The organism is Tsukamurella hominis (assembly GCF_965137015.1).
GTDB classification, from domain to species: Bacteria; Actinomycetota; Actinomycetes; order Mycobacteriales; family Mycobacteriaceae; genus Tsukamurella; species Tsukamurella hominis.
This window is the reverse complement of sequence record NZ_CBCRZG010000018.1, coordinates 26,384-50,561: the sequence shown is the minus strand read 5'-3', so window position 1 is coordinate 50,561 and position 24,178 is coordinate 26,384. Positions and strand designations below refer to the sequence as shown.

The following is a 24,178-nucleotide window of genomic DNA, read 5'->3' as shown; positions in this document are numbered from 1 at the left end:
CACCGGTGAGCTCACGGCTCAGGCCAGGACGGCCTCGGGTGCCTTCGACTCGATGCCCAGCGCCTCGCCGACTCCGGCGTTGAGGAGCACGCCGTCGTGCGTGGAGAGGCCGGCGGCGAGGGCGGCGTCCTCGGAGCACGCGGCCTTCCATCCCTTGTCCGCGATGCGCAGCACGTAGGGCAGGGTGGCGCCGGTGAGCGCGAACGTGGAGGTGCGCGGCACGGCGCCCGGCATGTTCGCGACGCAGTAGAAGACGGTCTCGCCGACCGTGAAGGTCGGATCGTCGTGCGTGGTGGGGTGCGAGTCGGCGAAGCAGCCACCCTGGTCGATCGCGATGTCGACGAGCACGGCGCCGGGCCGCATGCGATGCACCAGGTCGGTGGAGACCAGCTTCGGCGCCGCGGCGCCCGGGATCAGCACGGCGCCGATGACCAGGTCCGACTCGACGACGGCCTCCTCGAGCGCGAGCGAGGTGGAGTAGCTCGTGTGCACGCGGCCGCCGAACTGGGCGTTGACGGCACGCATCTTGCGCACGTCCAGGTCGAACACGGTGACGTCCGCGCCCATGCCCGCGGCGATCTGCGCGGCGTTGATGCCGGAGACGCCGCCGCCGAGCACCGTGACCTTCGCGGGCGCGGTGCCGGGGACACCACCCATGAGCACGCCGCGGCCGCCCTTGGAGCGCATCAGGTGGTAGCTGCCGACCTGCGGGGCGAGCCGACCCGCCACCTCGGACATCGGGGCGAGCAGGGGGAGTGAGCCGTCGGGGAGCTGGACCGTCTCGTAGGCGATCGACGTGGTCTTCGACGACAGGAGCGCATCGGTGCACGGCCGCGACGCGGCCAGGTGCAGGTAGGTGAAGATCGTCTGGTCGGCGCGCATCCGGGCGTACTCGGGCTCGATGGGCTCCTTGACCTTGAGCAGCAGGTCGGCCTCGCCCCAGACGTCGTCCGCCGTGGCCACGATGCGGGCGCCCGCTGCGGCGAAGTCCTCGTTGCTGATCGCCGACCCGACGCCCGCGCCGTCCTCGATCAGCACGTCGTGGCCGCGACGGGTCAGCTCGGCGACACCGCCGGGCGTGATCGCCACGCGGTACTCGTTGTTCTTGATCTCGGTGGGGATTCCGACGCGCATCGTGTGCTCCTGTCAGGCGAAGGTGGCTTGTGTCACATAGTCTGAAGAAACATCGAGAACCGATCAAGCACACGGAAGAAGATTCTGAAAGGGTCGAAGTTGGCTGACGTACATTCTGTGAGAACGGCGTATCGCCCACCATCGTCGAACGATCGTCGACCTCTGCTCGACGACGCGGACCGGCGGATCCTGCTCGTGCTCCAGCGGGACGGGCGGGTCTCGAACGCCGCCCTCGCGGAGGAGGTCGGCCTGGCCCCGTCCACGGTGCACACCCGCGTCCGACGACTCACCGACGCGGGTGTGATTCGCGGCTTCTACGCCGACGTCGATCCGGCGGCCGTCGGGCGACCGCTGCGCGCCATGATCTCCGTGACGCTGCGGTCGACGGCCCGGCACCGGATCCGGCAGTTCGTGGAGTCCGTGATCGACCTGCCGCCCGTCATCGACGCGTACTTCCTCGCCGGGGGTGACGACTACCTCCTCCACGTCGCGGCCGTCGACACCGACGACCTGCGGCACCTCGTCGAATATCTCAGCGCCCGCGAGGAGGTCGCCGGCACCAACACCTCGCTCGTCTTCGAGCACGTCCGCGGATCGGCGCCGCTGTAGGTGTGCAACCCGCTGCAACGATCGACGGGGCGCACGGACCGCGGCGACTGTGGGATGGATCACACGTCGACGACCGGAGGAATCCCATGCGAGCAGCGCGCTACTACGACCGCAACGACGTCCGGATCGAGGACGTCCCCGCTCCCGTCGTGACGGACGGCACCGTCGCCATCGACGTCGCGTGGTGCGGGATCTGCGGGACCGACCTGCACGAGTACGTGGACGGCCCGATCTTCGTGCCCCCGTGCGGCCATCCGAATCCGGTGAGCGGCGAGGCCGCGCCCCTGACGATCGGGCACGAGATGTCCGGCGTCGTCGCCGCGGTCGGCGCCGGTGTCGACGACCTGCGGGTGGGGGACCACGTGGTGGTCGAGCCGTACATCATCGCCGACGGCGTGGACACCGGGCCGGACAGCACCGACTACCACCTCTCGCCGAACATGAACTTCATCGGGCTGGGCGGCCGCGGCGGCGGGCTCTCGGAGCGGATCGTCGTGCAACGCCGCTGGGTGCACCGGGTCTCGAAGGACGTGCCGCTGGACCAGGCGGCGCTCATCGAGCCCCTCGCCGTGGGGTACCACGCGCTGCAGCGCTCCGGCGCCGGCGCGGGCGCGTTCGCCCTCATCACGGGCGCGGGGCCGATCGGTCTGCTCACCGCCGCGGTGTGCAAGGCGAAGGGGCTCACCGTCGCGATCAGCGAGCCCAGCTCCCTGCGTCGCAGCCGGGCCGCGGACACCGGCGTCGCCGACCACGTCTTCGACCCCACGCAGGTCGATGTGGTCGAGGCGGTCCGGGGCCTCACGGGCGGCCGCGGCGCGGACGTCGGCTTCGAGTGCACCTCGGTGCAGCCCGCCCTGGACACCCTGTTCGACGCGCTGCGGCCGCAGGCCGTGCTCGTGGTCGTCTCCATCTGGGGCCACCCGGGCAGCGTCGACATGCAGAAGCTGGTGCTCAAGGAGATCGACATGCGCGGCACCATCGCCTACGTGAACAACCACGCCGAGACGATCGCGTTGGTCGAGAGCGGCACCGTCGACCTGGCGCCGTTCATCACCGGGAGGATCGGCCTCGACGAGCTGGTCACCGTCGGCTGCGACACGCTGCTGCACCACAACGAGACCGCCGTGAAGATCCTCGTCTCGCCGTCGGGAGCGGGCCTGCCCGCGAAAGTCTGACGGCGGCACCGGCCTACGCTGTCGTGGTGAGCGAGAGCAGGATCGTCCCGGCCGCCGACCGCACGCATTGGCGCGGCGAGGGGATCTACACGCGGCAGTCGATGCCCTTCACCGGCAACTTCGATCTGGGCGAGAACGCGCACGGGCAGCTGCTCGTGCACAACGACGACCTCATCGACCCCGGTTCGGGCGTCGACCGGCACTTCCACCGCGATGCCGAGATCGTCACCTGGGTGATCGCTGGGGAGGTGCACCACGACGATTCGTCCGGCGAGACGGGCCTGGTCCGGGCCGGCCAGGTACAGGCCATGAGCGCGGGCAGCGGGGTCAACCACCGCGAGCAGAACCCGCGCTCCACCGGCGTGGTAGCCCGGGTCGTCCAGATGTGGCTGCCGCCCAACGAGCCCGGCGGTGAGCCCGAGTACCGCACCGCCGACGTCCCGCTCGACGGGCGCGGCCTGGTCCTCGTCGCCTCGGGGATCGCGGGCCGCGATCCGGCGGTGGTGATCAACAACGACGCCGCGGCGCTGCACGCGGCCAGGCTGGCGGCAGGGGAGTCGGTGGTCCTGCCGCCGGCGCCCTACGGCCACCTCTTCGTCGTCTCCGGCTCGGTCGCCGTCGGCGACGACCGGCTCGCAGAGGGCGACGCGCTGCGCACGGTCCACACCGGCGCACTCACGGCGACCGCCACCGAGCCCGCCGAGATCCTGTTCTGGGAGATGCACGCACAGGCGGTCTCCGCGCGCTGATCGCTCACGATGTCGGCTTCTGGCGGCGCGCGTGTGCTCAGGAGCACGTGCACCCGCGCAGAACTCGAATTCGTGAGGCGGACGCCCGAGTCCCGGGAATGCCCGTTCGAGCCCGTTCGCCTTCGGCTCGGTCCACCTCCTGCGGCGCGGCCCGCGGTGTAGGAGGATTCTCCGGTGCAGACCACCGAATCCACCGCCGAACACCGCCGCCTCGCGGAGAGCCCGGGGCCCGACGGACCGTGGCGCCTGTGGGGCCCCTACCTCGCGGGGCGCCAGTGGGGCACCGTCCGGGAGGACTACAGCGGCAGCGGCGACGCGTGGGCCAGCTTCGGCTTCGACCAGGCGCACCGCCGCGCCTATCGGTGGGGCGAGGACGGGCTCGGCGGCATCTGCGACCGCTACGGCTTCCTCAACCTGGCCGTCGGCCTGTGGAACCACAACGACCCCATCCTCAAGGAGCGCCTGTTCGGCCTCACCAACGAGCAGGGCAACCACGGCGAGGACGTCAAGGAGTACTGGTGGCCCGTCGACGGGACGCCCACGCACAGTTGGATGCACTGGATGTACCGGTACCCGCAGGCGGAGTACCCGTACCAGCAACTCCGTGACGGCAACGCCGCACGCGACCGCACGCAGCGCGAGTACGAGCTCGCCGACACCGGCGTGCTCGCCGACAACCGCTTCTTCGACGTGCACGTGCGCTACGCCAAGGCCGCGCCCGACGACATCTGCGTGGAGATCGAGGCCGTCAACCACGGTCCGTCGCCCGCGCCGCTCGATCTGTTGCCGCAGCTGTGGTTGCGCAACACGTGGGCCTGGGGGCACGACGAGCGGCGCGGCGAGATCACGCACGTGCAGTCGCCGCAGGCCGGCGGCCTCGAGGCCGTCCGCGTGACGCACCAGTGGCTCGGTGAGTACCACCTCGCGGCCGAGGGGTCCCCACAGCTCCTGTTCTGCGACAACGAGACCGACGCGGTGGAGCTCTTCGGTGCCGCGCAGAACGCCTCGCCGTACCCGAAGGACGGGATCACCCGGCGCGTCGTCCAGGGCGACGAGTCGGCGGTCAACCCGGAGAGTCGCGGGACGAAGGTGGCCATCTGGTACCGCTTCGCGCCCGTCCCGGCGGGGGAGAGCGTGACGGTGCGGCTGCGGCTCTCGCGCACCGCACCGTCGCTGGACACCTTCGGCCCGGGGTTCGCCGCCGTGTTCGCCGACCGGCGCGAGGAGGCGGACGAGTTCTACGGCACCGTGATCCACCCGGACGTGCAGGGCGAGGACCGGGCCGTCGCTCGCCGCGCCTACGCGGGCATGCTGTGGAACAAGCAGCTCTACCGCTACGACGTGGAGTCCTGGCTGGAGGGCGATCCCGCGGTCGACCCGTCGCCGCGCGAGCGGGCCGACCCGGGCCGCCGCAACACCACCTGGAAGCACTTCTCGTTGGCGGACGTGATCTCCATGCCCGACGAGTGGGAGTACCCGTGGTTCGCCGCCTGGGACCTGGCCTTCCACTGCATCCCGCTGGCCCACGTCGACCCCGAGTTCGCCAAGGAACAGCTGGTGCTCATGTGTCGCGAGTGGGCGATGCACCCGAACGGCCAACTGCCGGCGTACGAATGGGAGTTCGGCGACGTCAACCCGCCCGTGCACGCCTGGGCGGCGTGGCACGTCTACCGCATCGACGGTTGGCGCGACCAGGATTTCCTCGTCCGCGTCTTCACCAAGCTGCTGCTCAACTTCTCCTGGTGGGTCAACCGCAAGGGTTCCGACGACGCCGGCGTCTTCGAGGGCGGCTTCCTCGGTATGGACAACATCGGCTTCTTCAACCGGTCCGCGCCGCTGCCGCCCGGCTACCGGCTCGAGCAGTCCGATGCCACCAGCTGGATGGCGTTCTACTGCCAGCAGATGTTCAAGATCGCCATCGAGCTCTCCCGGCACGACCCGGTGTGGCAGGACTGCGCCACCAAGTTCCTCGAGCACTTCCTGCAGATCTCCAAGGCGACGTACAACTTCGGTTCGCACAGCCTCTCGCTGTGGGACGACGAGGACGGCTTCTTCTACGACGTGCTCGTCCGGCCCGACGGCAGCGCCCTGCCGATGCGGGTGCGCTCCATGGTGGGGCTGCTCCCGCTGCTGGGCGCCACCGACGTGCCGACGTGGGTGGCACAGGAGTGCCCCGACGTGACCGCGCGCCTGAATTGGCTGCGCTCCCGCCGGCCGGAACTCGTGGAGCCCGTGCTCTCCGGCGCTGCGGCCGACGGCGCCGGAGACGGCCGGATGCTGCTCTCCCTCGTCAGCCCCGACCGGCTGCGCCGCGTGTTGGAGCGCATGTTCGACCCGGCGGAGTTCTTGGCGCCCTACGGCATCCGCTCCTTGTCCAAGGCGGAGCAGCAGGTGACCGAGGACGTGGACGGGAACACCGTCTCCATCCAGTACGAACCCGGCGAGTCGACCACCGGCATGTTCGGCGGCAACTCCAATTGGCGTGGGCCGGTGTGGTTCCCGGTGAACGTGCTGCTCGCCGACAAGCTGCGCACGTACGGCCGACACTTCGGTGAGGACTTCACCATCGCCATCCCCACCGGCTCCGACAACCTGTGCACGCTGGAGGAGGCGGCCGACGTCATCGACGAGGGCCTCGTCGGGTTGTTCCGCCCCGTCGCGCGGGCCGACGGTGGCGGCGCCCGTCGCCCCGCGGACGCCGGGCGGATCGAGGGCAGCGACAACCCGCTCTGGGCGCAGCACCCCACCTTCTACGAGTACTTCGACGGCGACACCGGCGAGGGCCTCGGCGCGACCCACCAGACCGGGTGGACGGGCCTCGTCGCGCACCTGCACAACCCCCGTCTCCCCATGGAACCCCCGCGCGCTCCGGTGGCCTGACGGCTGGAGAAATTTCACACTGCAAAGCGTGAAAAATCTGGCATCAAGTACGGTGTACAGGATCTTTGCAGGGTTACGATCCGTTCAGGCGGATGCCAGCCACCCGCCCCGAATCGATTGGGGAAGGGCGTGATGCGGACGACGGGACCAACGGACGACGGCGACGTCGTCGACGTCCTCGGGGTCGGATTCGGACCCGCCAACCTGGCGCTGGCGATCGCGCTCGCGGAGTCGCCGGACCGGATCCGCTCCGTGCGGTTCCTGGAGCGCCGCGAGGCCTTCGCATGGCACCCGGGAATGCTGTTGCCGGGCACGTCGATGCAGATCAGCTTCCTCAAGGACCTGGTGACGCTGCGCAACCAGGCCAGTCCGTTCTCCTTCGTCGCGTACCTCGGTGCGCGGGACCGGCTCGTGGACTTCGTCAACCGCGCCGTTCTCACGCCCGAGCGCGCCGAGTTCGCGGACTACTTGGCCTGGGCGGCCGCGTCGTTCGCCGACCAGGTGCGGTACGGCCGCATGGTGACGGGCCTCGCCCGGTGCGCCGACGGCCCGCGGTTCGCCGTCACCCATCACGGTCCCGATGGAGACGAACGGGTCACCCGCGCACGGTCGGTGGTCGTGGCGCGCGGCCTGCGCCCCGTCCTCCCCGCGTGGACCGACGGGCTCGACCCGCGGCGCGTCTTCCACAACATCGACCTCGTCCCGCGGCTCGGCGAACTGGAGCGCGATCTCTCCGACGGGGTCGCGGGCGGGCGCTTCCTCGTGGTGGGTGGCGGCCAGTCCGCCGCGGAGGTGGCGCTGCACCTGCACGACGCGGGGGCGCGCGTCGACCTCGCGTTCCACGGCTTCGGGCTCGCGGACGTGGACGAGAGTCCCTTCGTCAACCAGGTCTTCGATCCGGACGTGGTCGACGAGTTCGCCGTCGCGCCGCCGGAGGCGCGCGAGGCGCTCCTGCATCGGCACGGCAACACCAATTACGCGGCGGTCGAGCACGCACTGACCCGCGAGCTGTACGACCGCTGGTACCGGCAGAAGGTCGGCGGCCCACGCCGATTGGGCGTGCACCGCACCAGCGAGGTCGTCGCCGCGCACGCCGCACCCGGCGGCGGCGTCGCGACCGAGCTGCGCCGCCTCACCACCGGCGAGCGCACCGCGGCGACCTTCGACGCCGTGGTCTGCGCCACCGGGTTCCGGCCCGGCGGCCTCACCGGGTTGGACGGCATCGCGCCGCCGGGCGCCGACCTGCACGTCGCCCGCTCGCACCGCGCCGTGATCGACGGCGTCGAGGTGCCGGGCCTCTACGTGCAGGGCGCCGACCTCCCGGGCCACGGGCTCGGGACCACGCTGCTGTCCAACGTGGCCGTCCGCGCGGGCGAGATCGCCCGCGCGCTGCACCAGGAGGAGTCGCCATGACCACGCGCACACCGGCGGGCACCGTGCTCTTCGCGGCGACCGAACGCACCCCGTTCACGGTCTTCGTCGCCGAGGACCCGCGCGACATCGAACGCGCGCAGGCCCTGCGGTACGACGCCTTCTCCACCGAGCTGGGCGCCCCGCTGCCCGGGGCCGTGATCAGCGAGCGCCTCGGCCGGCCGATCGACGTGGACCGGTTCGACGACTACAGCGCCCACCTCCTCGTGCGGCACGACCCGACCGACGAGATCGTGGGCTGCTACCGGATCATCCTTCCCGCGCCGAGCGGGCAGCGGGAGGTGTTCACCACCAGCATGTTCCGTCTCAGCCCGGCGTTCGCGGCGATGGCGGACGACGTGGCCGAGTGGGGCCGCGCCACGATCGCGGCGGGCTACCGCGGCGGCGTGGTCTCGGTGCTGCTGCGGATCGCGCTGCTCGCCTTCTACGAGCGTGCCGGATTCCGGTACGCGATGGGCTGCATGTCCGTGCGGATGGAGGACGGGGTGCACCCCCGCGCCGCGCTGGTCCGCGCGGCCCTCGGATTCCTCACCGACAACGACGCGCTCGCCGACGGCGCCGTGCGCGCCGATCCCATCCGGCCCGTCGTCGTCGACGGTGTCCCCATCGGCGAGCTCCCGCGGCCCGAGGGCGCCGATGAGGACCTGGTGCCGCCTACGATCCGCATCGCCGTCCGGTACGGCGGCATCATCTGCGGCATGCCCTCGTACGACCCCGATTTCGAGATGGCCGACTTCCTGGTCCTGTTCGAGGACGAGCGGATGCGCGCGGCCGGCTGCCTCGACGAGGTCCGCTCCTTCCTCGCAGCGCTGTGATCGCCCGCCTCACCCGCGCCGTCGCAGCGCGCCCCCGCGCCGTTCTCGCCGCGTCGCTGCTCCTGCTCATCGTGCTGGGCGTGTTCGGCGCCGGGGTCGGCGGCGCGCTCCGCAGCGGCGGCAGCACCGACCCCGCCGCCGAATCCGCCCGCGCGCAGGAGAGCCTGGAGGGCGACTTCGGGCGCGGCGGGTCCTCGCTCGTGCTGACGGTGCGCGCGCTGACGCCGGAGGCGGCGCCCGCCGCCGCGGACCACGGTCGCGCGATCACGGACGCGGTCCGGCGCGCACCCGCGGTGCAGTCCGCCGCCTCCGCCTGGACCGATCCCGCCGCGGCGGCGCGCCTGACGTCGGCGGACGGCCGCACCGGCCTCGTGGTCGCGAGCCTGACCGGCGGCACCGGGGACGCACCCGACCACGCCCGCGCGATCGTCGACGGCCTGCCGAGCCCGCCCGACGGGGTGCGGGTCGAGGCGGGCGGCGAGGCCATGACCTACCTGCAGATCAACGAGCAATCCGGGAAGGACCTGGTCCGGGCCGAGCTGATCGCCCTGCCGCTCACCTTCCTCGTCCTCGTGTGGGCGTTCGGCGGGCTCGTCGCGGCCGCGTTGCCCGTGGTGGTGGGGATCGCGGCGATCATCGCGACCTCCGGGCTGCTGCGGCTCGTCGCGGAGGCCACCGACGTCTCCGTGTTCGCGCTCAACCTCATCACCGCGATGAGCCTCGCGCTGGCCATCGACTACACCCTGCTGGTGGTGAGCCGGTACCGCGAGGAGGTGCCCGAACGCGGCCGCGACGAGGCGCTCGTGACCGCCATGGCGACGGCCGGGCGCACGGTCCTGTTCTCCGCGATCACCGTGGGGCTCAGCCTCGCCGCGATGGTGCTGTTCCCCATGTACTTCCTGCGCTCCTTCGCCTACGCCGGGCTGGTCGTCGTCGGGTTCACCGCCGTCGCGACCCTGATCGTGACGCCCGCGATCCTGACGCTGCTGGGCGACCGCATCGACCGGCTCCGGGTGGGCCGCGGCCCGCGGCCGACGGACGATTCCCGCTGGTACCGGGCGGTGAAAGCCGTGCAACGCCGGGCGGTTCCACTCGGCATCGCGGTGGTGGCGCTGCTGGTCGCGCTCGGCGCGCCCTTCCTCGGCGCGAAGCTCGGCTACCCCGACGACCGGACCCTGCCCACCACCGCCTCGTCGCACGCCGTCGGCGACGAGCTGCGCAGCGGCTTCCAGCCGAATCCCACGGCCGACGTCCTGATCCTGCTCCCCGAGGGCGCACCGTCGGGCACCGAGGACTACGCCCGAGAGCTGTCCCGGACCGCGGGCACGGGCCCCGTGGTCGGGCCGGACGGGACGTGGCTGCGCGGCACCCGCGTCGCCGACGGGGATCCGGCGGCCCGGGCGGGCTTCGCGCGCCTGGTCACGGTGGCGAGCGAGCACGACCCGCGGTCGGCGGCCGGCGGTACCCAGCTGGACGCGCTCCGCGCGGTGCCCGCGCCCGCCCCGACGCTCTTCGCCGGTGCGGCCCAAGCCGATCGGGACGCTGTCGACTCGATCCTCGGGGCGGTCCCGCGGGTCCTGGTGGCGATCGCGATCACCACCTTCCTGCTGCTGTTCCTGCTCACGGGCAGCGTGCTGCTGCCGCTCAAGGCGCTGGTGCTCAACGTGCTCTCGCTGTCGGCGACCTTCGGGGCGATGGTGTGGATCTTCCAGGAGGGGCACCTGGGCGGGCTCGGGACGACGGTGACCGGGCACCTCATCGCGGACATGCCCGTGCTGATGTTCTGCATCGCCTTCGGACTGTCGATGGACTACGAGGTCTTCCTGCTCTCGCGGATCCGCGAGGAGTGGCAGGGGCTGCCCGGCCGGGACCGCGCCGCGAACGACGAGGCCGTGGCCCGCGGCATCGCGAGCACCGCGCGGGTGGTGACCGCCGCCGCGCTGCTCATGGCCGTGGTCTTCGCCGCGATCGGCTTCTCCGAGGTGTCCTTCATGCGCATGCTGGGCGTGGGCCTCGCCATCGCCGTTCTGCTCGACGCGACGCTGGTGCGGCTGGTGCTGCTGCCCGCGTTCATGCGGATCGCGGGCACCGCGAACTGGTGGCCCGGATTCAGAGCCAGCCGCGGCGCTTGAACGCCGCGTAGAGGCCGCCCGCGAGGGCGATCATGGTCAGCAGGCTCAGCCAGAAGCCCCACTCCTTCCCGAATCCGGGGTAGGGCACGTTCTGGCCGAAGTATCCGGTGATGGCGGTGGGCACCGCGATGATCGCGGCCCAGCTGGTGAGCTTCTTCATCACCGTGTTGAGCTGGTTGTCCACCAGGGCCAGGTTGGTCGAGCGCACGGATTCCACGTTGTCGCGCAGCCCTTCCGTCCAGTCCGCGGCGCGCATCGTGTGGTCGTAGACGTCCTCGGCGTAGGGCAGCAGCTGGTGCAGATCGGGCGCCGCGGACACCCGGCGCAACACCGAGCCCACCACGTCGCGCATCGGCAGCACGATGCGGCGCAGATCGCCGACCTGCTTGTGCAGGTCGAAGGTGATCTGGGAGACCCGGTCGCTCGAGCGGCCGTCGAACAGGATCGATTCCACGTCGTCGAGCCGCTCGTCGACGGTCGTGATCCGGGCCGTGTAGCCGTCGACCACGGCGTCCAGCAGCATCAGTTCCAGTGACTTCGGGCCGTACTGCAGCAGATCCGCGTTGTCCGAGATGTTCTCCGCGACCTCGTCGACGGGGAAGCCGTGGCCGAGGCGCACCGTCAGCACCCCGTGCTCGAAGAGGAACAGCGAGATCCGGCTGGTGGTGCCGTCCTCGGCGATCGTGTAGGCGGTGACGAACATGATCTCGCCGTAGCGCAGGGACTTCGGGCGCTCGTGAACGGTGAGCGCGTCCTCGACGGCCAGCTTGTCGAGGCCCATCGTCTCGACGAACGGCGCGAACTCCGCTTCGGTCGGGTCGAGCACGTCCACCCAGATCAGGCCCGACGGTGCCGCCAGGGCCCGCGTGGCGGCGTCCGTCGCGGCGTGGTGGACGACGTCGAAGCAGTCGTCCGCATCACCCACGAAGGTCCGGATGGTCACGTCCATGGGAGCAACCCTAGGACCCGCCGGACTCCGGCCGCTCGACCTGCTCGGCGAGCGTCGCAGGGGCTTGGACGCAGTACGAGTCGGTGAGGAGCTCGGCGACCTCGTCCCAGTCCGTGTGCTCGTCGACGATGATGCCGACGGTGCTCTCGCCCCAGTTCACCCGGAAGTACGGGTCGCCGAGGTTCTCGAACGCCGGGACCTCGCCGGGCTCGGCCCGGAAGATGAGGCGGAACTGCTGGTCCTCGCCGCCGAAGACGTGCGCCACCGTCGCGCCGCGGACGCGCCAGCGCGTGCCGACCCAGGCCCGGTCCGCTACGCATTCGGGGAAGGTCTCGAGGATGCCGGCGAGGCGGTCGATCCATTCGTCGGGAACGTCCGGTCGGGTGGTCACCGGGCAAGGGTATCGTCGGGCGCATGCTGAACGTGGGTGTGTTGGGATCCGGCGGCAAGGTCGGCCGTGCAATGGTGGACGCCGTCGAGGCGGCCGACGACCTGGCGCTGAGCGCCACGGTGGATGCGGGTGACATGCTCACCGGCTTCCTCGACTCGAACACGCAGGTCGTCATCGACTTCACCCACCCGGACGCGGTGATGGACAACCTGGAGTTCCTCATCGACAACGGGATTCACGCCGTGGTCGGCACCACCGGCTTCACCGACGACCGGCTCGACACGGTGCGCGGCTGGCTCGCGGAGAAGCCCGGCGTGGGCGTGCTCATCGCCCCGAACTTCGCCATCGGCGCCGTGCTCACGATGCGCTTCGCAGCGCAGGCCGCCCGGTTCTTCGACTCGGTCGAGATCATCGAGCTGCACCACCCGTACAAGGCGGACGCCCCGTCCGGCACCGCAACCCGCACCGCGGAGCTCATCGCGGAGGCGCGCGAGGAGGCCGGCCGCGGCAAGATGCCCGACGCCACCTCGGCGGAGTTCGATCGCGCCCGCGGCGCGCGCGTCGACGGCGTCCGCGTGCACTCCGTGCGCGTCGCCGGCCTCGTCGCGCACCAGGAGGTGCTGCTCGGCACCCAGGGCGAGACCCTGACCATCCGGCACGACTCGCTGGACCGCAGCTCCTTCGTGCCGGGCGTACTGCTCGGCGTGCGCGGCATCTCCTCGCGGCCCGGCCTCACCGTGGGCATCGAGCCGTTCATGGACCTGTGAGCCCCGTGGAGCGCCGCGATCGGGGGAACCTGGGCCAGCTGCTGGTCATCGGGTTCCTGTCGGTCGCGATGCTCACGTACATCGGGCTCATCGGCGCGTGGGCGTGGATGATCGCCCGCCGCGGCGGCGGCGCGAACCTCGGCCTCGGCTTCGGCATGGTCCTGGTCGGGCTCGTCGGCCTGTGGATCCTGTGGTCCGTGCTCAGCAACGGCTACGCGCACCAGAAGCTCGCGGCGTCGGCCAAGGCGCTGGGGCGCGACCTCGACGTCTCGGAGCTGCCGAAGATGCCCTCGGGGCGCGTGCAGCGGGACGCCGCCGATGAGCTGTTCGCGCAGGTGAAGGCCGAGTACGAGGCCGAGCCCGAGTCCTGGGTGAACGCCTACCGGCTCGCCCGCGCCTACGACTACGCGGGCGACCGCTCCCGTGCCCGCGACTGGATGACCAAGGCCGTCTCGATGGAGAAGAAGGCCCGCTGATGGCCGTGCTCCTCGTGATCCACCACACGCCGTCTCCACACTGCCAGGAGATGTTCGAGGCGGTGATCGCGGGGGCGACAGACCCCGAGATCGAGGGCGTGGAGGTGGTGCGGCGCGCGGCGCTCGCAGTGACCGCGTCGGACGTGCTGGCCGCGGACGGCTACGTCCTCGGCTCGCCGGCCAACCTCGGCTACATCTCGGGGGCGCTCAAGCACGCCTTCGACACGATCTACTACCCGTGCCTCGACTCTTCCCGCGACCGGCCCTTCGGGTTGTATCTGCACGCGAACGAGGGCGGCGAGGGCGCGGAGCGCGCGGTGGATTCGATCACCGCCGGGCTCGGATGGGTGAAAGCGACGCCGCACGTCGTCGTGTCGGGCAAGCCTTCGAAGGCGGATCTCGAGGCGTGCTGGAACCTCGGCGCCACCGTCGCCGCGCAGCTCATGGGGCAGTGAGGCGGGGATCGCCCACCGTGAATCCACGGCTCAGCTGCGCACAAGGCCGCATCCTGCTTCGCGTCGATCTGAGCCGTGGATTCACGGCGCCCCGCACTCACAGCGAGCGGCGTCAGGGTCCAGGCAATAGGGTCGGCGAGTGGCTGAATCGCGGCTGGACCTCCTGCGCTGGCAGTTCGACCTGACCTGGGCGCTCGGCGAGGTGCACCTCGCCGAACTGACGCCCGACGACTTCCGGTGGGAACCGGCGTCGCTGACCTGGACGATGCGCCGCGGCGACGACGGTGCGTGGGTCGCCGATTGGGCGGAGACCGAGCCCGACCCGATTCCGGTCCCGACGATGGCGTGGATCAGTTGGCACATCGGATGGTGGTGGAGCACCACCGCCGACCACCTACTCGGCCGACCGGTCCGGGAACGCGAGTCCGTGCGCTGGCCCGGGCCCGACGGTGCCATCGCCTGGCTGACCGAGAAGCGCGACGAGTGGCTGACCGTCCTCGACGGACTCACCGACGAGCGCCTCGACGAGCCGTCGGGGTTCCCCTGGCCGCCGGACGCCGACCTCACCGTCGGCCACCAGGTCGCGTGGGTCAACGCCGAGCTGATGAAGAACCTCGCCGAGATCGGCCAGCAGCGTCTCGCCCGCGCCGCGCTGCGGGCGGAGTAGTCCACCCGCTTCTTCGACTCTCTAGAATGGGGTTGTGATCGCGACGCCCTACGAAGACCTGCTCCGCGACGTGCTGGAGAACGGCACGCACCGGCCCGACCGCACGGGCACCGGGACGCGCAGCGTCTTCGGGCGCCAGCTGCGGTACGACCTGTCGCAGGGCTTCCCGCTCATCACCACCAAGCGGGTGCACATGAAGTCCATCGCGTACGAGCTGCTGTGGTTCCTGCGCGGCGACTCCAACGTCACGTGGCTGCAGGACAACGGCGTCACCATCTGGGACGAGTGGGCGGCACCCGACGGCGAGCTCGGCCCCGTCTACGGCGTGCAGTGGCGCAGCTGGCCCACCCCCGATGGCGAGCACATCGACCAGATCAGCAAGGCGATCGACACGCTCCGCACCAACCCGTCGAGCCGGCGCAACATCGTCTCCGCGTGGAACGTCGCCGAGATCGAGAACATGGCGCTGCCGCCGTGCCACGCCTTCTTCCAGTTCTACGCGGCGGACGGCAGGCTCAGCTGCCAGCTCTACCAGCGCAGTGCCGACCTGTTCCTCGGCGTCCCGTTCAACATCGCCAGCTATGCGCTCCTCACCCACATGGTCGCCGCGCAGGTGGGCCTCGAACCCGGCGACTTCGTGTGGACCGGTGGCGACTGCCACATCTACGACAACCACGTCGAGCAGGTCACCGAGCAGCTCAGCCGCGAGCCGTACCCGTACCCGCGGCTCGAGCTCGCCGAGCGCCCCAGCATCTTCGACTACGCGTACGAGGACATCACGGTCCACGACTACCAGCACCACCCCGCGATCAAGGCGCCGGTGGCCGTCTAGTGATCGGCCTCATCTGGGCGCAGGCCCGCGGGGGAGTGATCGGCGCCGACGGCGGGATCCCCTGGCACATCCCCGAGGACATGAGGTTCTTCCGCGAGACCACCGCAGGCGGCGCCGTGCTGATGGGGCGCCGCACGTGGGACTCCCTGCCTGCGCGGTTCCGTCCGCTCCCGGGACGCACGAACATCGTGGTCACCCGGGATCAGGACTGGCGCGCCGACGGTGCCGTGGTCCAGCACGAGCCGGCCCTCCCGGACGGCGACGTGTGGGTCATCGGCGGCGGTGAGATCTACGCCGCGACACTGCCGCTCGCGGACGTCCTGGCCGTCACCGAGGTGGACGCCGACATCGACGGCGACACCCGCGCACCGTCGATCCCGGACACCTTCGCGCTGGAGGAGGACGCGGCCTGGCGCGAGTCCTCGTCGGGCCTGCGCTACCGGCACCTCACCTACCGGCGCAACCGCTAGCCAATAGCAACTTTCCGGGGCGGGGTGGGTAGCCTTAGCGCTTATGAGTGCGACCCCGGCGACCACAACGCCCACCACGCCCTTCGGCGCGATCTCCGTCGCGATGGTGACGCCGTTCAAGGCGGACGGCACGCTGGACCTCGAAGCCGGGCAGAAGCTGGCGTCGCACCTCGCCGACCAGGGATGCGACGGGCTCATCGTCGCGGGCACCACGGGCGAATCGCCCACCACCCAGCCGTGGGAGAAGATCCAGTTCCTCAAGGCGATCATCGAGGCCGTCGGCGACCGCGTGCAGATCACCGCGGGCGTGGGCACCTACGACACCGACGAGTCCGCCGTCTTCGCGCGCGACGCCGCCGAGGCCGGTGCGCACGGCCTGCTCGTGGTCACCCCGTACTACTCGCGGCCGCCGCAGGCCGGCCTGCTCGCGCACTTCACGACGGTGGCCGACGCCACCGACCTGCCCGTGCTGCTCTACGACATCCCGCCGCGCTCCGTGGTCGCGATCGAGACCGATACGCTGCGAAAGCTGGCCGAGCACAAGAACATCGTCGGCGTGAAGGACGCGAAGGGCGACCTCGGCGCCGGCGCCCGGCTCATCGCCGAGACCGACCTGCAGTTCCTCTCCGGCGACGACCCGCTGAACCTCCCCTGGCTCTCCGTCGGCGCGCTCGGCTTCGTCTCCGTCATCGGGCACGTCGTCGCGCCGCAGCTGCGCGCGATGCGCGACGCCTACTTCGCGGGCGACAACGCCCGCGCCAAGGACATCAACGCCTCCCTCGGGCCCGTCTACGAGGCCATGGCCGGCCTCGGCGGCGTGACCTTCTCGAAGGCGGCACTGGCCCTGCAGGGCCTTGATATGGGTGTACCGCGCCTCCCGCAGGTGCCGCCCACCGGTGAACAGCGCGACCGGCTCGCAGCGCTACTGACCCAAGCGGGGGTGCTCTAAACAATGACCGACGGTGCAGCAGGCGGAGCCCGACGGAGCCGAAAGGCCACCCGACAGGCGGGACCGCCTGCCGAGCCCAAGCCGGTGATCTCCACCTCGGCGGCGCGGGTCGTCGTCGAGGACAAGGCGCAGGCTCCGGCGGCACAGGCCCCGGCGAAGGCTCAGGCTCCGGCCGCGAAGGCCGAGGCGCAGCAGCCGCAGAAGTCCGCGTCGCGGGGCGGTGGCAACCGCCGCGGCGGCGGGCGGCGCGGTGGTGGGCAGAAGGCGCCGTCGGCGGCGGTGGAGCGGCTGGGCGCCCCGCCCAAGCTGCCCAAGGGCGGGATGCGCGTGGTCGCGCTCGGCGGCATCAAGGAGATCGGTCGCAACATGACCGTCTTCGAGTACGACGGCAAACTGCTCGTCGTCGACTGCGGCGTGCTCTTCCCCGAGGACCAGCAGCCCGGCGTCGACCTGATCCTCCCGGACTTCCGGTACATCGAGGACCGCATCAAGGACGTCGAGGCGATCGTGCTGACGCACGGCCACGAGGACCACATCGGCGCGGTGCCCTTCCTGCTGCGCCTGCGGCCCGACATCCCCGTCGTGGGCGCCAAGTTCACGCTCGCGCTGGTCAAGGCCAAGTGCGACGAGCACCGGCTGCGGCCCAAGCTGATCGAGGTCCGCGAGGGCGAGTCGACCAGTCACGGACCGTTCGAGTGCGAGTACTTCGCCGTGAACCACTCCATCCCCGACGCGATCGCCGTGGCGATCCACGCCGGCGGCCAGGTGGCGCTGCACACCGGCGACATCAAGCTCGACCAGCTGCCGCTCGACGGCCGGCTCACGGACCTCGCGGGCTTCTCGCGGCTCGGCGACGCGGGCGTGGATCTGTTCCTCGTGGACTCCACCAACGCCGAGGTCCCCGGCTTCGTGACCCCCGAGCGTGAGATCGGGCCGGTGCTCGACAACGTGATCGGGCGGGCCAAGGGCCGTGTGATCGTGGCGTCCTTCGCCTCGCACGTGCACCGGATCCAGCAGATCGCCGAGGTCGCGATGGCGCACAACCGGCGGATCACCTTCGTCGGCCGGTCGATGGTGCGGAACATGGCGCTCGCGCAGGAACTCGGCTACATGCACCTGCCCGAGGGTGTCGAGGTGGACCTCGACACGGCGGCCTCGCTGCCCGACGACCGCGTGGTGCTCATCTCCACAGGCTCGCAGGGCGAGCCCCTGGCCGCGCTCTCGCGCATGGCCCGCGGAGAGCACCGCAACATCACCATCTCGCCGAACGACCTCGTCGTGCTGGCCAGCTCGCTCATCCCGGGCAACGAGAACTCCGTCTTCGCGGTGGTCAACGGGCTGTCCAAACTGGGCGCCAAGGTGATCACGCAGCAGAGTGCCAAGGTCCACGTGTCCGGCCACGCCAGCGCCGGCGAGCTGCTCTACCTCTACAACGCGGTGCGCCCGCGCAACGCGATGCCCGTGCACGGCGAGTGGCGCCACCTGCGCGCCAACGCCGCGCTGGCCGAGGCCACCGGCGTGCCGAAGGACCGCATCATGCTCGCCGAGGACGGCGTCGTGGTGGACCTCGTCGGCGGTGTCGCGAAGATCGTCGGGCAGGTGCCCGTCGGCCACGTCTACGTGGACGGCTCGTCCGTCGGCGACGTCGGCGAGTCGACGCTGTCCGACCGCCTCGTCCTCGGGGAAGGCGGCTTCATCGCCATCACCGTCGCGATCGACGAGGAGGGCAACGCCGTCAGCAAGCCCGAGGTCTCCGGCCGCGGCTTCTCCGACGACCCGACCGCGCTCAAGGAGGCGGAGCAGATCGTCGAGGACGTGATCGCCGACCTGGCCGCCGAGGGGGTCAAGGAGGCGCACCGCATCGCGCAGGGCGTTCGACGGGCCGTGGGCCGCTGGGTCGACAAGGCCTACCGTCGCCGGCCGATGATCGTCCCCACCGTCATCGTGGTGGGGGAGTAGGGCCTAGGGCTGCCGTTCGACCTTCGCGACCTGGGCGCGCAGCGTCTGCCAGAAGATCTCGGAGTCCGCTGCTGCGTCCTTCTTCCCTTCCGCCTCGACGATGACCGTCACGCCGCGGACGTCGACCCACGCCTGCAGCGTGTTCCGGCCGACGGCCATGATGAAGGGCTTGAGCCGCGCGAGGTCGTCGGGTGCGGCGAGGATCGTCGGGCGGTTCGCCGCGGAGACGTCGGAGCGGCAGGCCTCGGTCGCCGCGCCGCGAGCCGCGGTGATCGTCCTGCTGAGCACCGAGGCCTCGAGCTCCGTCGTGCCGTGGACCGCCTCGGCCTCCACGATCTCGGTGCCCTCCATGGAGCGCGGGAGGGCGTTGAGCTTCGTGCCGCACTCCGAATCGGCGGGCGAATCCTCGGGTAGCCCGTCGGGCGAGGTCAGCGTCTCGCGCTCGACCTTGTAACCGGTACTGCCGGCGGGGAACTCGTGCGCGGCGAGCACCGCCTGCTGCGGGACGACGGGGGCGGCGTGCGCGAGGGCGGGTAGGGAGATGATGATGGCCGCGGCGGCTGCCGCACCTGCGACCCGGCGTCGAACGTTCATGTTCGCTCCTCCGAAGAAGGATCCTCTCGTGGGCCGGAGCCTAGCGGAGTGTCCGGTTCGGGGTGGAGGAGTCGGCGAGTCGGTGCGACCGTGGCGACGGGGGCGGCAGGGACGCCGCCGGGCGATCACGGCTGACGCTCGACCTTGGCGACCTGCGCGCGCAGGAGCTGCCAGAAGGCGTCGCGGTCCGCGGCGGCGCCGTTCTCGCCCTCGACGATGACGCCGACCGTCGTGCCGCGGACGTCGGCCCATCCGCGGATGTCGTCAGCGCCGGTGGTCAGTACACGCGGACGGACGCGCTCGAGGTCCGTGGGGGCGGTGACTGCCACTGCGCGCGGCACATCCGGCTCGGCGCATCGGGTCACGACGTCGGCGATCCGGGACGTCAGCGGCCGATCGACGATCGACACCATGATCGCACTCCGACCGCGGAGGGCTACCGCGTCCGCGACCGCGGACCGGCGGAAATCGCCGTCCAGCCCGTCTCGCAGGGCGATGCAGTCCGCCGACTCGAGACCTCCGAGTCCTGTCGACGGCGTGCGCCGGCCCGGCGTGTACTGCGTGGACCCGGCGGGGAACTCCGCTGCGGTCAGAAGCGCTCGCGCGGGGACGACCGGGGCCGCGTGCGCGGCCGCGGGCAGGCCGACGGTGGCGAGGACCGCCACCGTCGCCCCTGCGACCAGGGTGCGCAGGCGCATCAGCGCGCCCTTTCGACCTTCTGGATCTGCGCGCGGAAGACCTGCCAGAAGCGGGCGGTGTTCGCGGGGGTCTCGCTGAGGCCGCGGACGTAGACGTTGACCGTGTATCCGTTGACGTCGGCCGCGCCCTCGATCGCGCCGGCTCCCTCGTCCTCGCCGTAGGTAATGACGGTGGGGTTGAACCGCGTGAGATCGCCCGGCACCGGGAGTTCCGCGTTCCGCCCGGAGCACGCCTGGGCCACTCCGCGCCAGAGCGCCCCCTGGGCGGGCGAGATGACGCCGGCCGTCATGAACGAGTATCCGTTGCGGGCCGAGGCGGCCACGGACTGCGCGTTCGCATTCGCGCCGTTCAGTCGGTTCGCGGCGTCCTTGCACTGCTGCGGCGCGGTGTTCTTGATGGTGACCGCCTCGCCGTTCAGCCGGCCGGTGCGGTAGTCGTTCGACCCGGCCGGGAACTCGGCCTTGGTGAGCACGAGGTTCGGGCCCACCGGCGCGGCGGAGGCCGCGGGGGCGAGGGCCGTGCCCCCGGCCGCGAGTACGGCGAGGAGGGCGGAGGCCGAGGCGAAGCGCGTGCGGCGGGACGTCGACGTTGAGTTCGCAATCATGCGGTGAAGTATAGGACACTTCTTTTTGATTTCAGTACGAAGTACAGGCGTGCTGGCGTGGCCTGCGGCGCACGGCCGGACGGGTCTAGGGTGGCCCGTGTGAAGCCAGCTCGGAGTGAACGCGCCGCCCTCGTCGAGGCGGCGCGCGCCGCCGGACCCGATGCCCCGACACTCTGCGGCGAGTGGACCGTGCGGGAGTTGCTCGCGCACCTCATCCTCCGCGAGGGGCGGCCGGACGCCATGGCGGGCATCCTCGTGCGCCCGCTCGCCGGGTACACCGAGCGGGTGCAGGCGGGAATCGCGGCCCGTCCGTTCGACGATCTGCTCGAGACCGTCGCCGGCGGACCGCCCCGGCTCTCGCCCCTGCGCCTGGTCGACGAGCAGGCGAATCTCGGCGAGTACTTCGTGCACACCGAGGACATCCGGCGGGCCGTGCCGGGGTGGACGCCGCGGGTGCTCGACAAGCGGGTCGAGCGCGGCCTTCACGACGTCGTCGCGCGGATCGCGCGGCTCACGATGCGCGGCGCTCCGCTGCGGGTCAGCCTCACGACCGAGGAGGGCACCGTCGCCACCGCGGGGCGGGGTCCCGAGGTGGCGGTGATCGGCGCGATCGGCGAGGTCACGATGTGGGCGTTCGGGCGCGACGAGGCGCTGGTGACGTTCGAAGGGGCCGACGGCGACATCGATCTGCTCGGATCGGTGGTTCGTTCGCTCTGACGACCCGCCGCAGGTCCTGCTGTTACATGTGTGGCACTTGATACGGATGGGGTTGGTGTCGATAGACTGCCCCCATGGCATCGAAGACCACCACCCGCGCGCGCGGGGCCGCGAACTCCCGCTCCGGGGGCACGCGCGCCAGCCGCGCCGCGAGCCCGACGCGCAGCCGGCCGGCCGCCCCGCGCTCCCGCAGCAAGCAGGGCACCGCGGCGCCCAAGGCCGCCTCGGGCGCCGGCGGGGGAGTGGCGCGCGGCCTGGGGGCCGGATGGAAGCTGCTGGCCAAGGGGGTCGGCGGCGCCGTTCGCACCGGCAGCCGGTCCGACGACACCGAACCCGCGGCCACAGCGACCGGCGAGGTCGCCCAGCCGAAGCCGACCCACTCGCGCGACGGACTCGCGCTGGCCCTGTTCGCCGTCGCGATCATCCTCGGCGCGGCCGTCTACTTCGACGCCGGCGGGCCCGTGGGCGCGTTCTTCTCCACCGGCGTCCGCGCGGTGGTCGGCTGGTTCGCCGTGCTCGTCCCGCCGCTCGCCATCGCCCTCGGCGTGATCATGATGCGCCGACCCGACAACCCGTCCGCGCATGTGCGGCACCGCGTCGGCTCCGCCCTCATCGTGCTGCCCTTCCTGGGCCTGCTGCACATCGCGTCCGGCGGACCGTCGAGCTTCGACGACCGCGCCGCCGCCGGCGGCTACCTCGGGTACGTCGTCGGGGGCCCGCTCACCGACGGCTTCACCGCGTGGATCTCGGTGCCGCTGCTGGTCCTGGTCGCGTTGTTCGGCCTGCTCCTGGTCAGCGGAATGACGGTGCGCGAGATCGTGGACCGGCTCAAGTTCTACTTCGGCGTCGACATGAAGGAGCAGTACGGCGACGAGGAGCCGCTCGACGAGGACGACCTCGACTCGCCCTTCGCCGCCTTCGACTCGGGGCGCGGCGACACCGCGACCCGCGCGCTGATGCCCTACGGCGACCCCTACGACAACTACCCGGCCGACCCCGAGCCGCCCAAGCGGAGCCGCCGTCGCAAGGCCGCCGCGGAGGACGAGCCCGCACCGTCGGACCAGGTGACCGCGCCGATCACGCCGGAGCCGGCGCCGTCGGACGAGCCGACCGTCGAGGTGCCCCCGGCGCCGAAGCCCCGGCGGGCCGCGGTGGTCAAGGACCACACGCCGCCGCCCGCGCCGAAGGCGACCGAGTTCACCGTCGCGCGGACCATCGACAGCGAGGACTACCTCCTGCCGCCCGCCGACCTGCTCATCGAGGGCGAGCCGGCCAAGGCGGGGACCAGCGCGAACGACGCGATGATCGACGCGATCAGCGGCGTCATGGAGCAGTTCAAGATCGACGCGGCCGTCACCGGCTACACCCGCGGCCCGACGGTCACCCGGTACGAGCTCGAGCTCGGCCCCGGCGTGAAGGTCGAGAAGGTCACCCAGCTGCACCGCAACATCTCCTACGCGGTGGCGACGGACAACGTCCGCCTGCTGGCGCCTATCCCCGGCAAGTCGGCCGTGGGCATCGAGGTGCCCAACACCGACCGCGAGATGGTGCGCCTGGCCGACGTGCTGGCCGCCGACAACACGCGCAAGGACACGCACCCGCTGGTCATCGGCCTGGGCAAGGACATCGAGGGTGAGATGGTCAACGCCAACCTCGCCAAGATGCCCCACCTTCTGGTCGCCGGGTCGACGGGCTCCGGCAAGTCGAGCTTCGTGAACTCGATGCTCGTCTCGCTGCTCGCGCGCGCCACGCCCGAGGAAGTCCGGATGATCCTCATCGACCCCAAGATGGTCGAGCTGACGCCGTACGAGGGCATCCCGCACCTCATCACGCCCATCATCACCGACCCCAAGAAGGCCGCCGCGGCGCTGGCCTGGCTGGTCGATGAGATGGAGCAGCGGTACAAGGACATGCAGGCCTCGCGCGTGCGGCACATCGACGACTTCAACCGGAAGGTGCGATCGGGCGAGATCACCACGCCGCTCGGGAGCGAGCGCGTGTACCGGCCGTACCCGTACATCGTCGCCATCGTCGACGAGCTCGCGGACCTCATGATGACCGCCCCGCGCGACGTCGAGGAGGCGATCGTCCGGATCACGCAGAAGGCCCGCGCCGCCGGCATCCACCTGGTGCTCGCCACGCAGCGGCCCTCCGTCGACGTGGTCACCGGCCTGATCAAGACCAACGTGCCCTCGCGCCTGGCGTTCGCCACGAGCTCGCTGACGGACTCGCGGGTCATCCTCGATCAGCCGGGCGCCGAGAAACTGATCGGCATGGGCGACGCGCTGTTCCTGCCGATGGGCGGCAAGTCGACCCGCATGCAGGGCGCGTTCATCACCGACGAGGAGATCACCTCCGTCGTCGACTTCGTGCGCAACCAGGCCGAGCCCGAGTACGCCAACGGCGTCACCGAGACCAAGGTCGAGAAGAAGGACGTCGACCCCGACATCGGCGACGACCTGGACGTCTTCCTGCAGGCCGTCGAGCTGGTCGTGTCCTCGCAGTTCGGCTCGACGTCGATGCTGCAGCGCAAGCTGCGCGTGGGCTTCGCCAAGGCCGGCCGCCTCATGGACCTCATGGAGTCGCGCGACATCGTCGGGCCGTCGGAGGGGTCCAAGGCGCGCGACGTGCTGGTCACGCCCGACGAGCTGCCCGGCCTCATGGTGGTGCTGCGGGGCGGCGGCGATGTCGCCCAGGAAGCGGGCGAACCGGACTTCTGATACA

General features: G+C 71.3%; 23 protein-coding genes. 17 read left to right on the top strand and 6 right to left on the bottom strand.

Going from position 1 to position 24,178, the window contains the following annotated elements:
- Nucleotides 1-18 precede the first annotated feature (18 nt).
- On the bottom strand, nucleotides 19-1,134 hold the full coding sequence (gene ald, locus ACM9LD_RS19445; protein ID WP_415678205.1) for an alanine dehydrogenase: 1,116 nt from the start codon (nucleotides 1,132-1,134) through the stop codon (nucleotides 19-21).
- A 117-nt stretch (nucleotides 1,135-1,251) separates the two neighbouring features.
- Between ald and ACM9LD_RS19440 the strand changes: the two genes are divergently transcribed.
- The 7 genes from ACM9LD_RS19440 (at nucleotide 1,252) to ACM9LD_RS19410 (ending at nucleotide 10,925) form a co-directional block, all read left to right on the top strand.
- Nucleotides 1,252-1,743 (top strand): Lrp/AsnC family transcriptional regulator, encoded by a 492-nt coding sequence (locus ACM9LD_RS19440; RefSeq protein WP_415678204.1) that lies wholly within the window; start codon nucleotides 1,252-1,254, stop codon nucleotides 1,741-1,743.
- Nucleotides 1,744-1,829: 86 nt separating this feature from the next.
- Nucleotides 1,830-2,918, top strand: a complete 1,089-nt coding sequence (locus ACM9LD_RS19435; protein ID WP_415678203.1) for a 2,3-butanediol dehydrogenase — start codon at nucleotides 1,830-1,832, stop codon at nucleotides 2,916-2,918.
- 26 nt (nucleotides 2,919-2,944) lie between these two features.
- The gene (locus ACM9LD_RS19430) at nucleotides 2,945-3,667 is read left to right on the top strand and encodes a pirin family protein (protein ID WP_415678202.1); all 723 of its coding nucleotides are present in this window, start codon (nucleotides 2,945-2,947) and stop codon (nucleotides 3,665-3,667) included.
- A 174-nt stretch (nucleotides 3,668-3,841) separates the two neighbouring features.
- Nucleotides 3,842-6,547, top strand: coding sequence for an MGH1-like glycoside hydrolase domain-containing protein (locus tag ACM9LD_RS19425; RefSeq protein WP_415678201.1), 2,706 nt, complete (start codon nucleotides 3,842-3,844; stop codon nucleotides 6,545-6,547).
- A gap of 132 nt (nucleotides 6,548-6,679) precedes the next feature.
- The gene (locus ACM9LD_RS19420) at nucleotides 6,680-7,960 is read left to right on the top strand and encodes a SidA/IucD/PvdA family monooxygenase (RefSeq protein WP_415678234.1); all 1,281 of its coding nucleotides are present in this window, start codon (nucleotides 6,680-6,682) and stop codon (nucleotides 7,958-7,960) included.
- Nucleotides 7,957-8,793: a GNAT family N-acetyltransferase gene (locus ACM9LD_RS19415; RefSeq protein WP_415678200.1), complete on the top strand. Its 837-nt coding sequence runs from the start codon at nucleotides 7,957-7,959 to the stop codon at nucleotides 8,791-8,793. Before ACM9LD_RS19420 ends, ACM9LD_RS19415 begins: the two co-directional genes overlap by 4 nt.
- A complete protein-coding gene (locus ACM9LD_RS19410) occupies nucleotides 8,790-10,925 on the top strand; it encodes an MMPL family transporter (protein ID WP_415678199.1) in 2,136 nt (711 codons plus the stop codon). The genes ACM9LD_RS19415 and ACM9LD_RS19410 overlap by 4 nt, the downstream gene beginning before the upstream one ends.
- On the opposite strand, the gene ACM9LD_RS19405 is transcribed toward ACM9LD_RS19410, so the two are convergent.
- Both ACM9LD_RS19405 and ACM9LD_RS19400 read right to left on the bottom strand, forming a co-directional pair.
- The gene (locus ACM9LD_RS19405) at nucleotides 10,903-11,874 is read right to left on the bottom strand and encodes a magnesium transporter CorA family protein (protein WP_415678198.1); all 972 of its coding nucleotides are present in this window, start codon (nucleotides 11,872-11,874) and stop codon (nucleotides 10,903-10,905) included. The genes ACM9LD_RS19410 and ACM9LD_RS19405 overlap by 23 nt on opposite strands.
- A 10-nt stretch (nucleotides 11,875-11,884) precedes the next feature.
- Complete coding sequence (locus ACM9LD_RS19400) at nucleotides 11,885-12,265, bottom strand: MmcQ/YjbR family DNA-binding protein (RefSeq protein WP_415678197.1); 381 nt, start codon at nucleotides 12,263-12,265, stop codon at nucleotides 11,885-11,887.
- A gap of 23 nt (nucleotides 12,266-12,288) precedes the next feature.
- Between ACM9LD_RS19400 and dapB the strand changes: the two genes are divergently transcribed.
- The 8 genes from dapB (at nucleotide 12,289) to ACM9LD_RS19360 (ending at nucleotide 18,840) form a co-directional block, all read left to right on the top strand.
- Nucleotides 12,289-13,032, top strand: a complete 744-nt coding sequence (dapB, locus tag ACM9LD_RS19395; RefSeq protein ID WP_415678196.1) for a 4-hydroxy-tetrahydrodipicolinate reductase — start codon at nucleotides 12,289-12,291, stop codon at nucleotides 13,030-13,032.
- On the top strand, nucleotides 13,029-13,508 hold the full coding sequence (locus ACM9LD_RS19390) for a hypothetical protein (protein WP_224650583.1): 480 nt from the start codon (nucleotides 13,029-13,031) through the stop codon (nucleotides 13,506-13,508). Before dapB ends, ACM9LD_RS19390 begins: the two co-directional genes overlap by 4 nt.
- Nucleotides 13,508-13,963: a flavodoxin family protein gene (locus ACM9LD_RS19385; RefSeq protein ID WP_415678195.1), complete on the top strand. Its 456-nt coding sequence runs from the start codon at nucleotides 13,508-13,510 to the stop codon at nucleotides 13,961-13,963. The genes ACM9LD_RS19390 and ACM9LD_RS19385 overlap by 1 nt, the downstream gene beginning before the upstream one ends.
- Before the next feature lie 139 nt (nucleotides 13,964-14,102).
- Nucleotides 14,103-14,630, top strand: coding sequence for a DinB family protein (locus ACM9LD_RS19380; RefSeq protein WP_415678194.1), 528 nt, complete (start codon nucleotides 14,103-14,105; stop codon nucleotides 14,628-14,630).
- A 34-nt stretch (nucleotides 14,631-14,664) separates the two neighbouring features.
- On the top strand, nucleotides 14,665-15,462 hold the full coding sequence (locus ACM9LD_RS19375) for a thymidylate synthase (RefSeq protein WP_415678193.1): 798 nt from the start codon (nucleotides 14,665-14,667) through the stop codon (nucleotides 15,460-15,462).
- The gene (locus ACM9LD_RS19370) at nucleotides 15,462-15,932 is read left to right on the top strand and encodes a dihydrofolate reductase (RefSeq protein WP_415678192.1); all 471 of its coding nucleotides are present in this window, start codon (nucleotides 15,462-15,464) and stop codon (nucleotides 15,930-15,932) included. Before ACM9LD_RS19375 ends, ACM9LD_RS19370 begins: the two co-directional genes overlap by 1 nt.
- A gap of 43 nt (nucleotides 15,933-15,975) precedes the next feature.
- Nucleotides 15,976-16,881 (top strand): 4-hydroxy-tetrahydrodipicolinate synthase, encoded by a 906-nt coding sequence (gene dapA / locus ACM9LD_RS19365; RefSeq protein ID WP_415678191.1) that lies wholly within the window; start codon nucleotides 15,976-15,978, stop codon nucleotides 16,879-16,881.
- A 3-nt stretch (nucleotides 16,882-16,884) separates the two neighbouring features.
- Nucleotides 16,885-18,840 (top strand): ribonuclease J, encoded by a 1,956-nt coding sequence (locus ACM9LD_RS19360; RefSeq protein ID WP_415678190.1) that lies wholly within the window; start codon nucleotides 16,885-16,887, stop codon nucleotides 18,838-18,840.
- Nucleotides 18,841-18,843: 3 nt separating this feature from the next.
- On the opposite strand, the gene ACM9LD_RS19355 is transcribed toward ACM9LD_RS19360, so the two are convergent.
- The 3 genes from ACM9LD_RS19355 to ACM9LD_RS19345 all read right to left on the bottom strand — a co-directional run bounded on the left by ACM9LD_RS19355 (nucleotide 18,844) and on the right by ACM9LD_RS19345 (nucleotide 20,737).
- Entirely contained in the window at nucleotides 18,844-19,434 is a 591-nt protein-coding gene (locus ACM9LD_RS19355) for a hypothetical protein (protein ID WP_415678189.1), read from the bottom strand.
- 125 nt (nucleotides 19,435-19,559) lie between these two features.
- Entirely contained in the window at nucleotides 19,560-20,132 is a 573-nt protein-coding gene (locus tag ACM9LD_RS19350) for a hypothetical protein (RefSeq protein ID WP_415678188.1), read from the bottom strand.
- On the bottom strand, nucleotides 20,132-20,737 hold the full coding sequence (locus tag ACM9LD_RS19345; protein ID WP_415678187.1) for a hypothetical protein: 606 nt from the start codon (nucleotides 20,735-20,737) through the stop codon (nucleotides 20,132-20,134). Before ACM9LD_RS19345 ends, ACM9LD_RS19350 begins: the two co-directional genes overlap by 1 nt.
- Nucleotides 20,738-20,836: 99 nt before the next feature.
- On the opposite strand from ACM9LD_RS19345, the gene ACM9LD_RS19340 reads away from it, so the two are divergent.
- Complete coding sequence (locus ACM9LD_RS19340; RefSeq protein ID WP_415678186.1) at nucleotides 20,837-21,454, top strand: TIGR03085 family metal-binding protein; 618 nt, start codon at nucleotides 20,837-20,839, stop codon at nucleotides 21,452-21,454.
- Nucleotides 21,455-21,528: 74 nt separating this feature from the next.
- Nucleotides 21,529-24,174 (top strand): FtsK/SpoIIIE family DNA translocase, encoded by a 2,646-nt coding sequence (locus tag ACM9LD_RS19335; RefSeq protein WP_415678185.1) that lies wholly within the window; start codon nucleotides 21,529-21,531, stop codon nucleotides 24,172-24,174.
- The last annotated feature ends 4 nt before the right edge of the window (nucleotides 24,175-24,178 follow it).

Excerpts from the sequence above, each read along its gene's own strand:
- ald (WP_415678205.1), bottom strand. The coding sequence starts at position 1,134 with ATGCGCGTCGGAATCCCCACCGAGATCAAGAACAACGAGTACCGCGTG.
- ACM9LD_RS19435 (WP_415678203.1), top strand. The coding sequence starts at position 1,830 with ATGCGAGCAGCGCGCTACTACGACCGCAACGACGTCCGGATCGAGGAC.
- ACM9LD_RS19420 (WP_415678234.1), top strand. The coding sequence starts at position 6,680 with ATGCGGACGACGGGACCAACGGACGACGGCGACGTCGTCGACGTCCTC.
- ACM9LD_RS19415 (WP_415678200.1), top strand. The coding sequence starts at position 7,957 with ATGACCACGCGCACACCGGCGGGCACCGTGCTCTTCGCGGCGACCGAA.
- ACM9LD_RS19405 (WP_415678198.1), bottom strand. The coding sequence starts at position 11,874 with ATGGACGTGACCATCCGGACCTTCGTGGGTGATGCGGACGACTGCTTC.
- dapB (WP_415678196.1), top strand. The coding sequence starts at position 12,289 with ATGCTGAACGTGGGTGTGTTGGGATCCGGCGGCAAGGTCGGCCGTGCA.
- ACM9LD_RS19385 (WP_415678195.1), top strand. The coding sequence starts at position 13,508 with ATGGCCGTGCTCCTCGTGATCCACCACACGCCGTCTCCACACTGCCAG.
- dapA (WP_415678191.1), top strand. The coding sequence starts at position 15,976 with ATGAGTGCGACCCCGGCGACCACAACGCCCACCACGCCCTTCGGCGCG.
- ACM9LD_RS19360 (WP_415678190.1), top strand. The coding sequence starts at position 16,885 with ATGACCGACGGTGCAGCAGGCGGAGCCCGACGGAGCCGAAAGGCCACC.
- ACM9LD_RS19355 (WP_415678189.1), bottom strand. The coding sequence starts at position 19,434 with ATGAACGTTCGACGCCGGGTCGCAGGTGCGGCAGCCGCCGCGGCCATC.
- ACM9LD_RS19350 (WP_415678188.1), bottom strand. The coding sequence starts at position 20,132 with ATGCGCCTGCGCACCCTGGTCGCAGGGGCGACGGTGGCGGTCCTCGCC.
- ACM9LD_RS19345 (WP_415678187.1), bottom strand. The coding sequence starts at position 20,737 with ATGATTGCGAACTCAACGTCGACGTCCCGCCGCACGCGCTTCGCCTCG.
- ACM9LD_RS19335 (WP_415678185.1), top strand. The coding sequence starts at position 21,529 with ATGGCATCGAAGACCACCACCCGCGCGCGCGGGGCCGCGAACTCCCGC.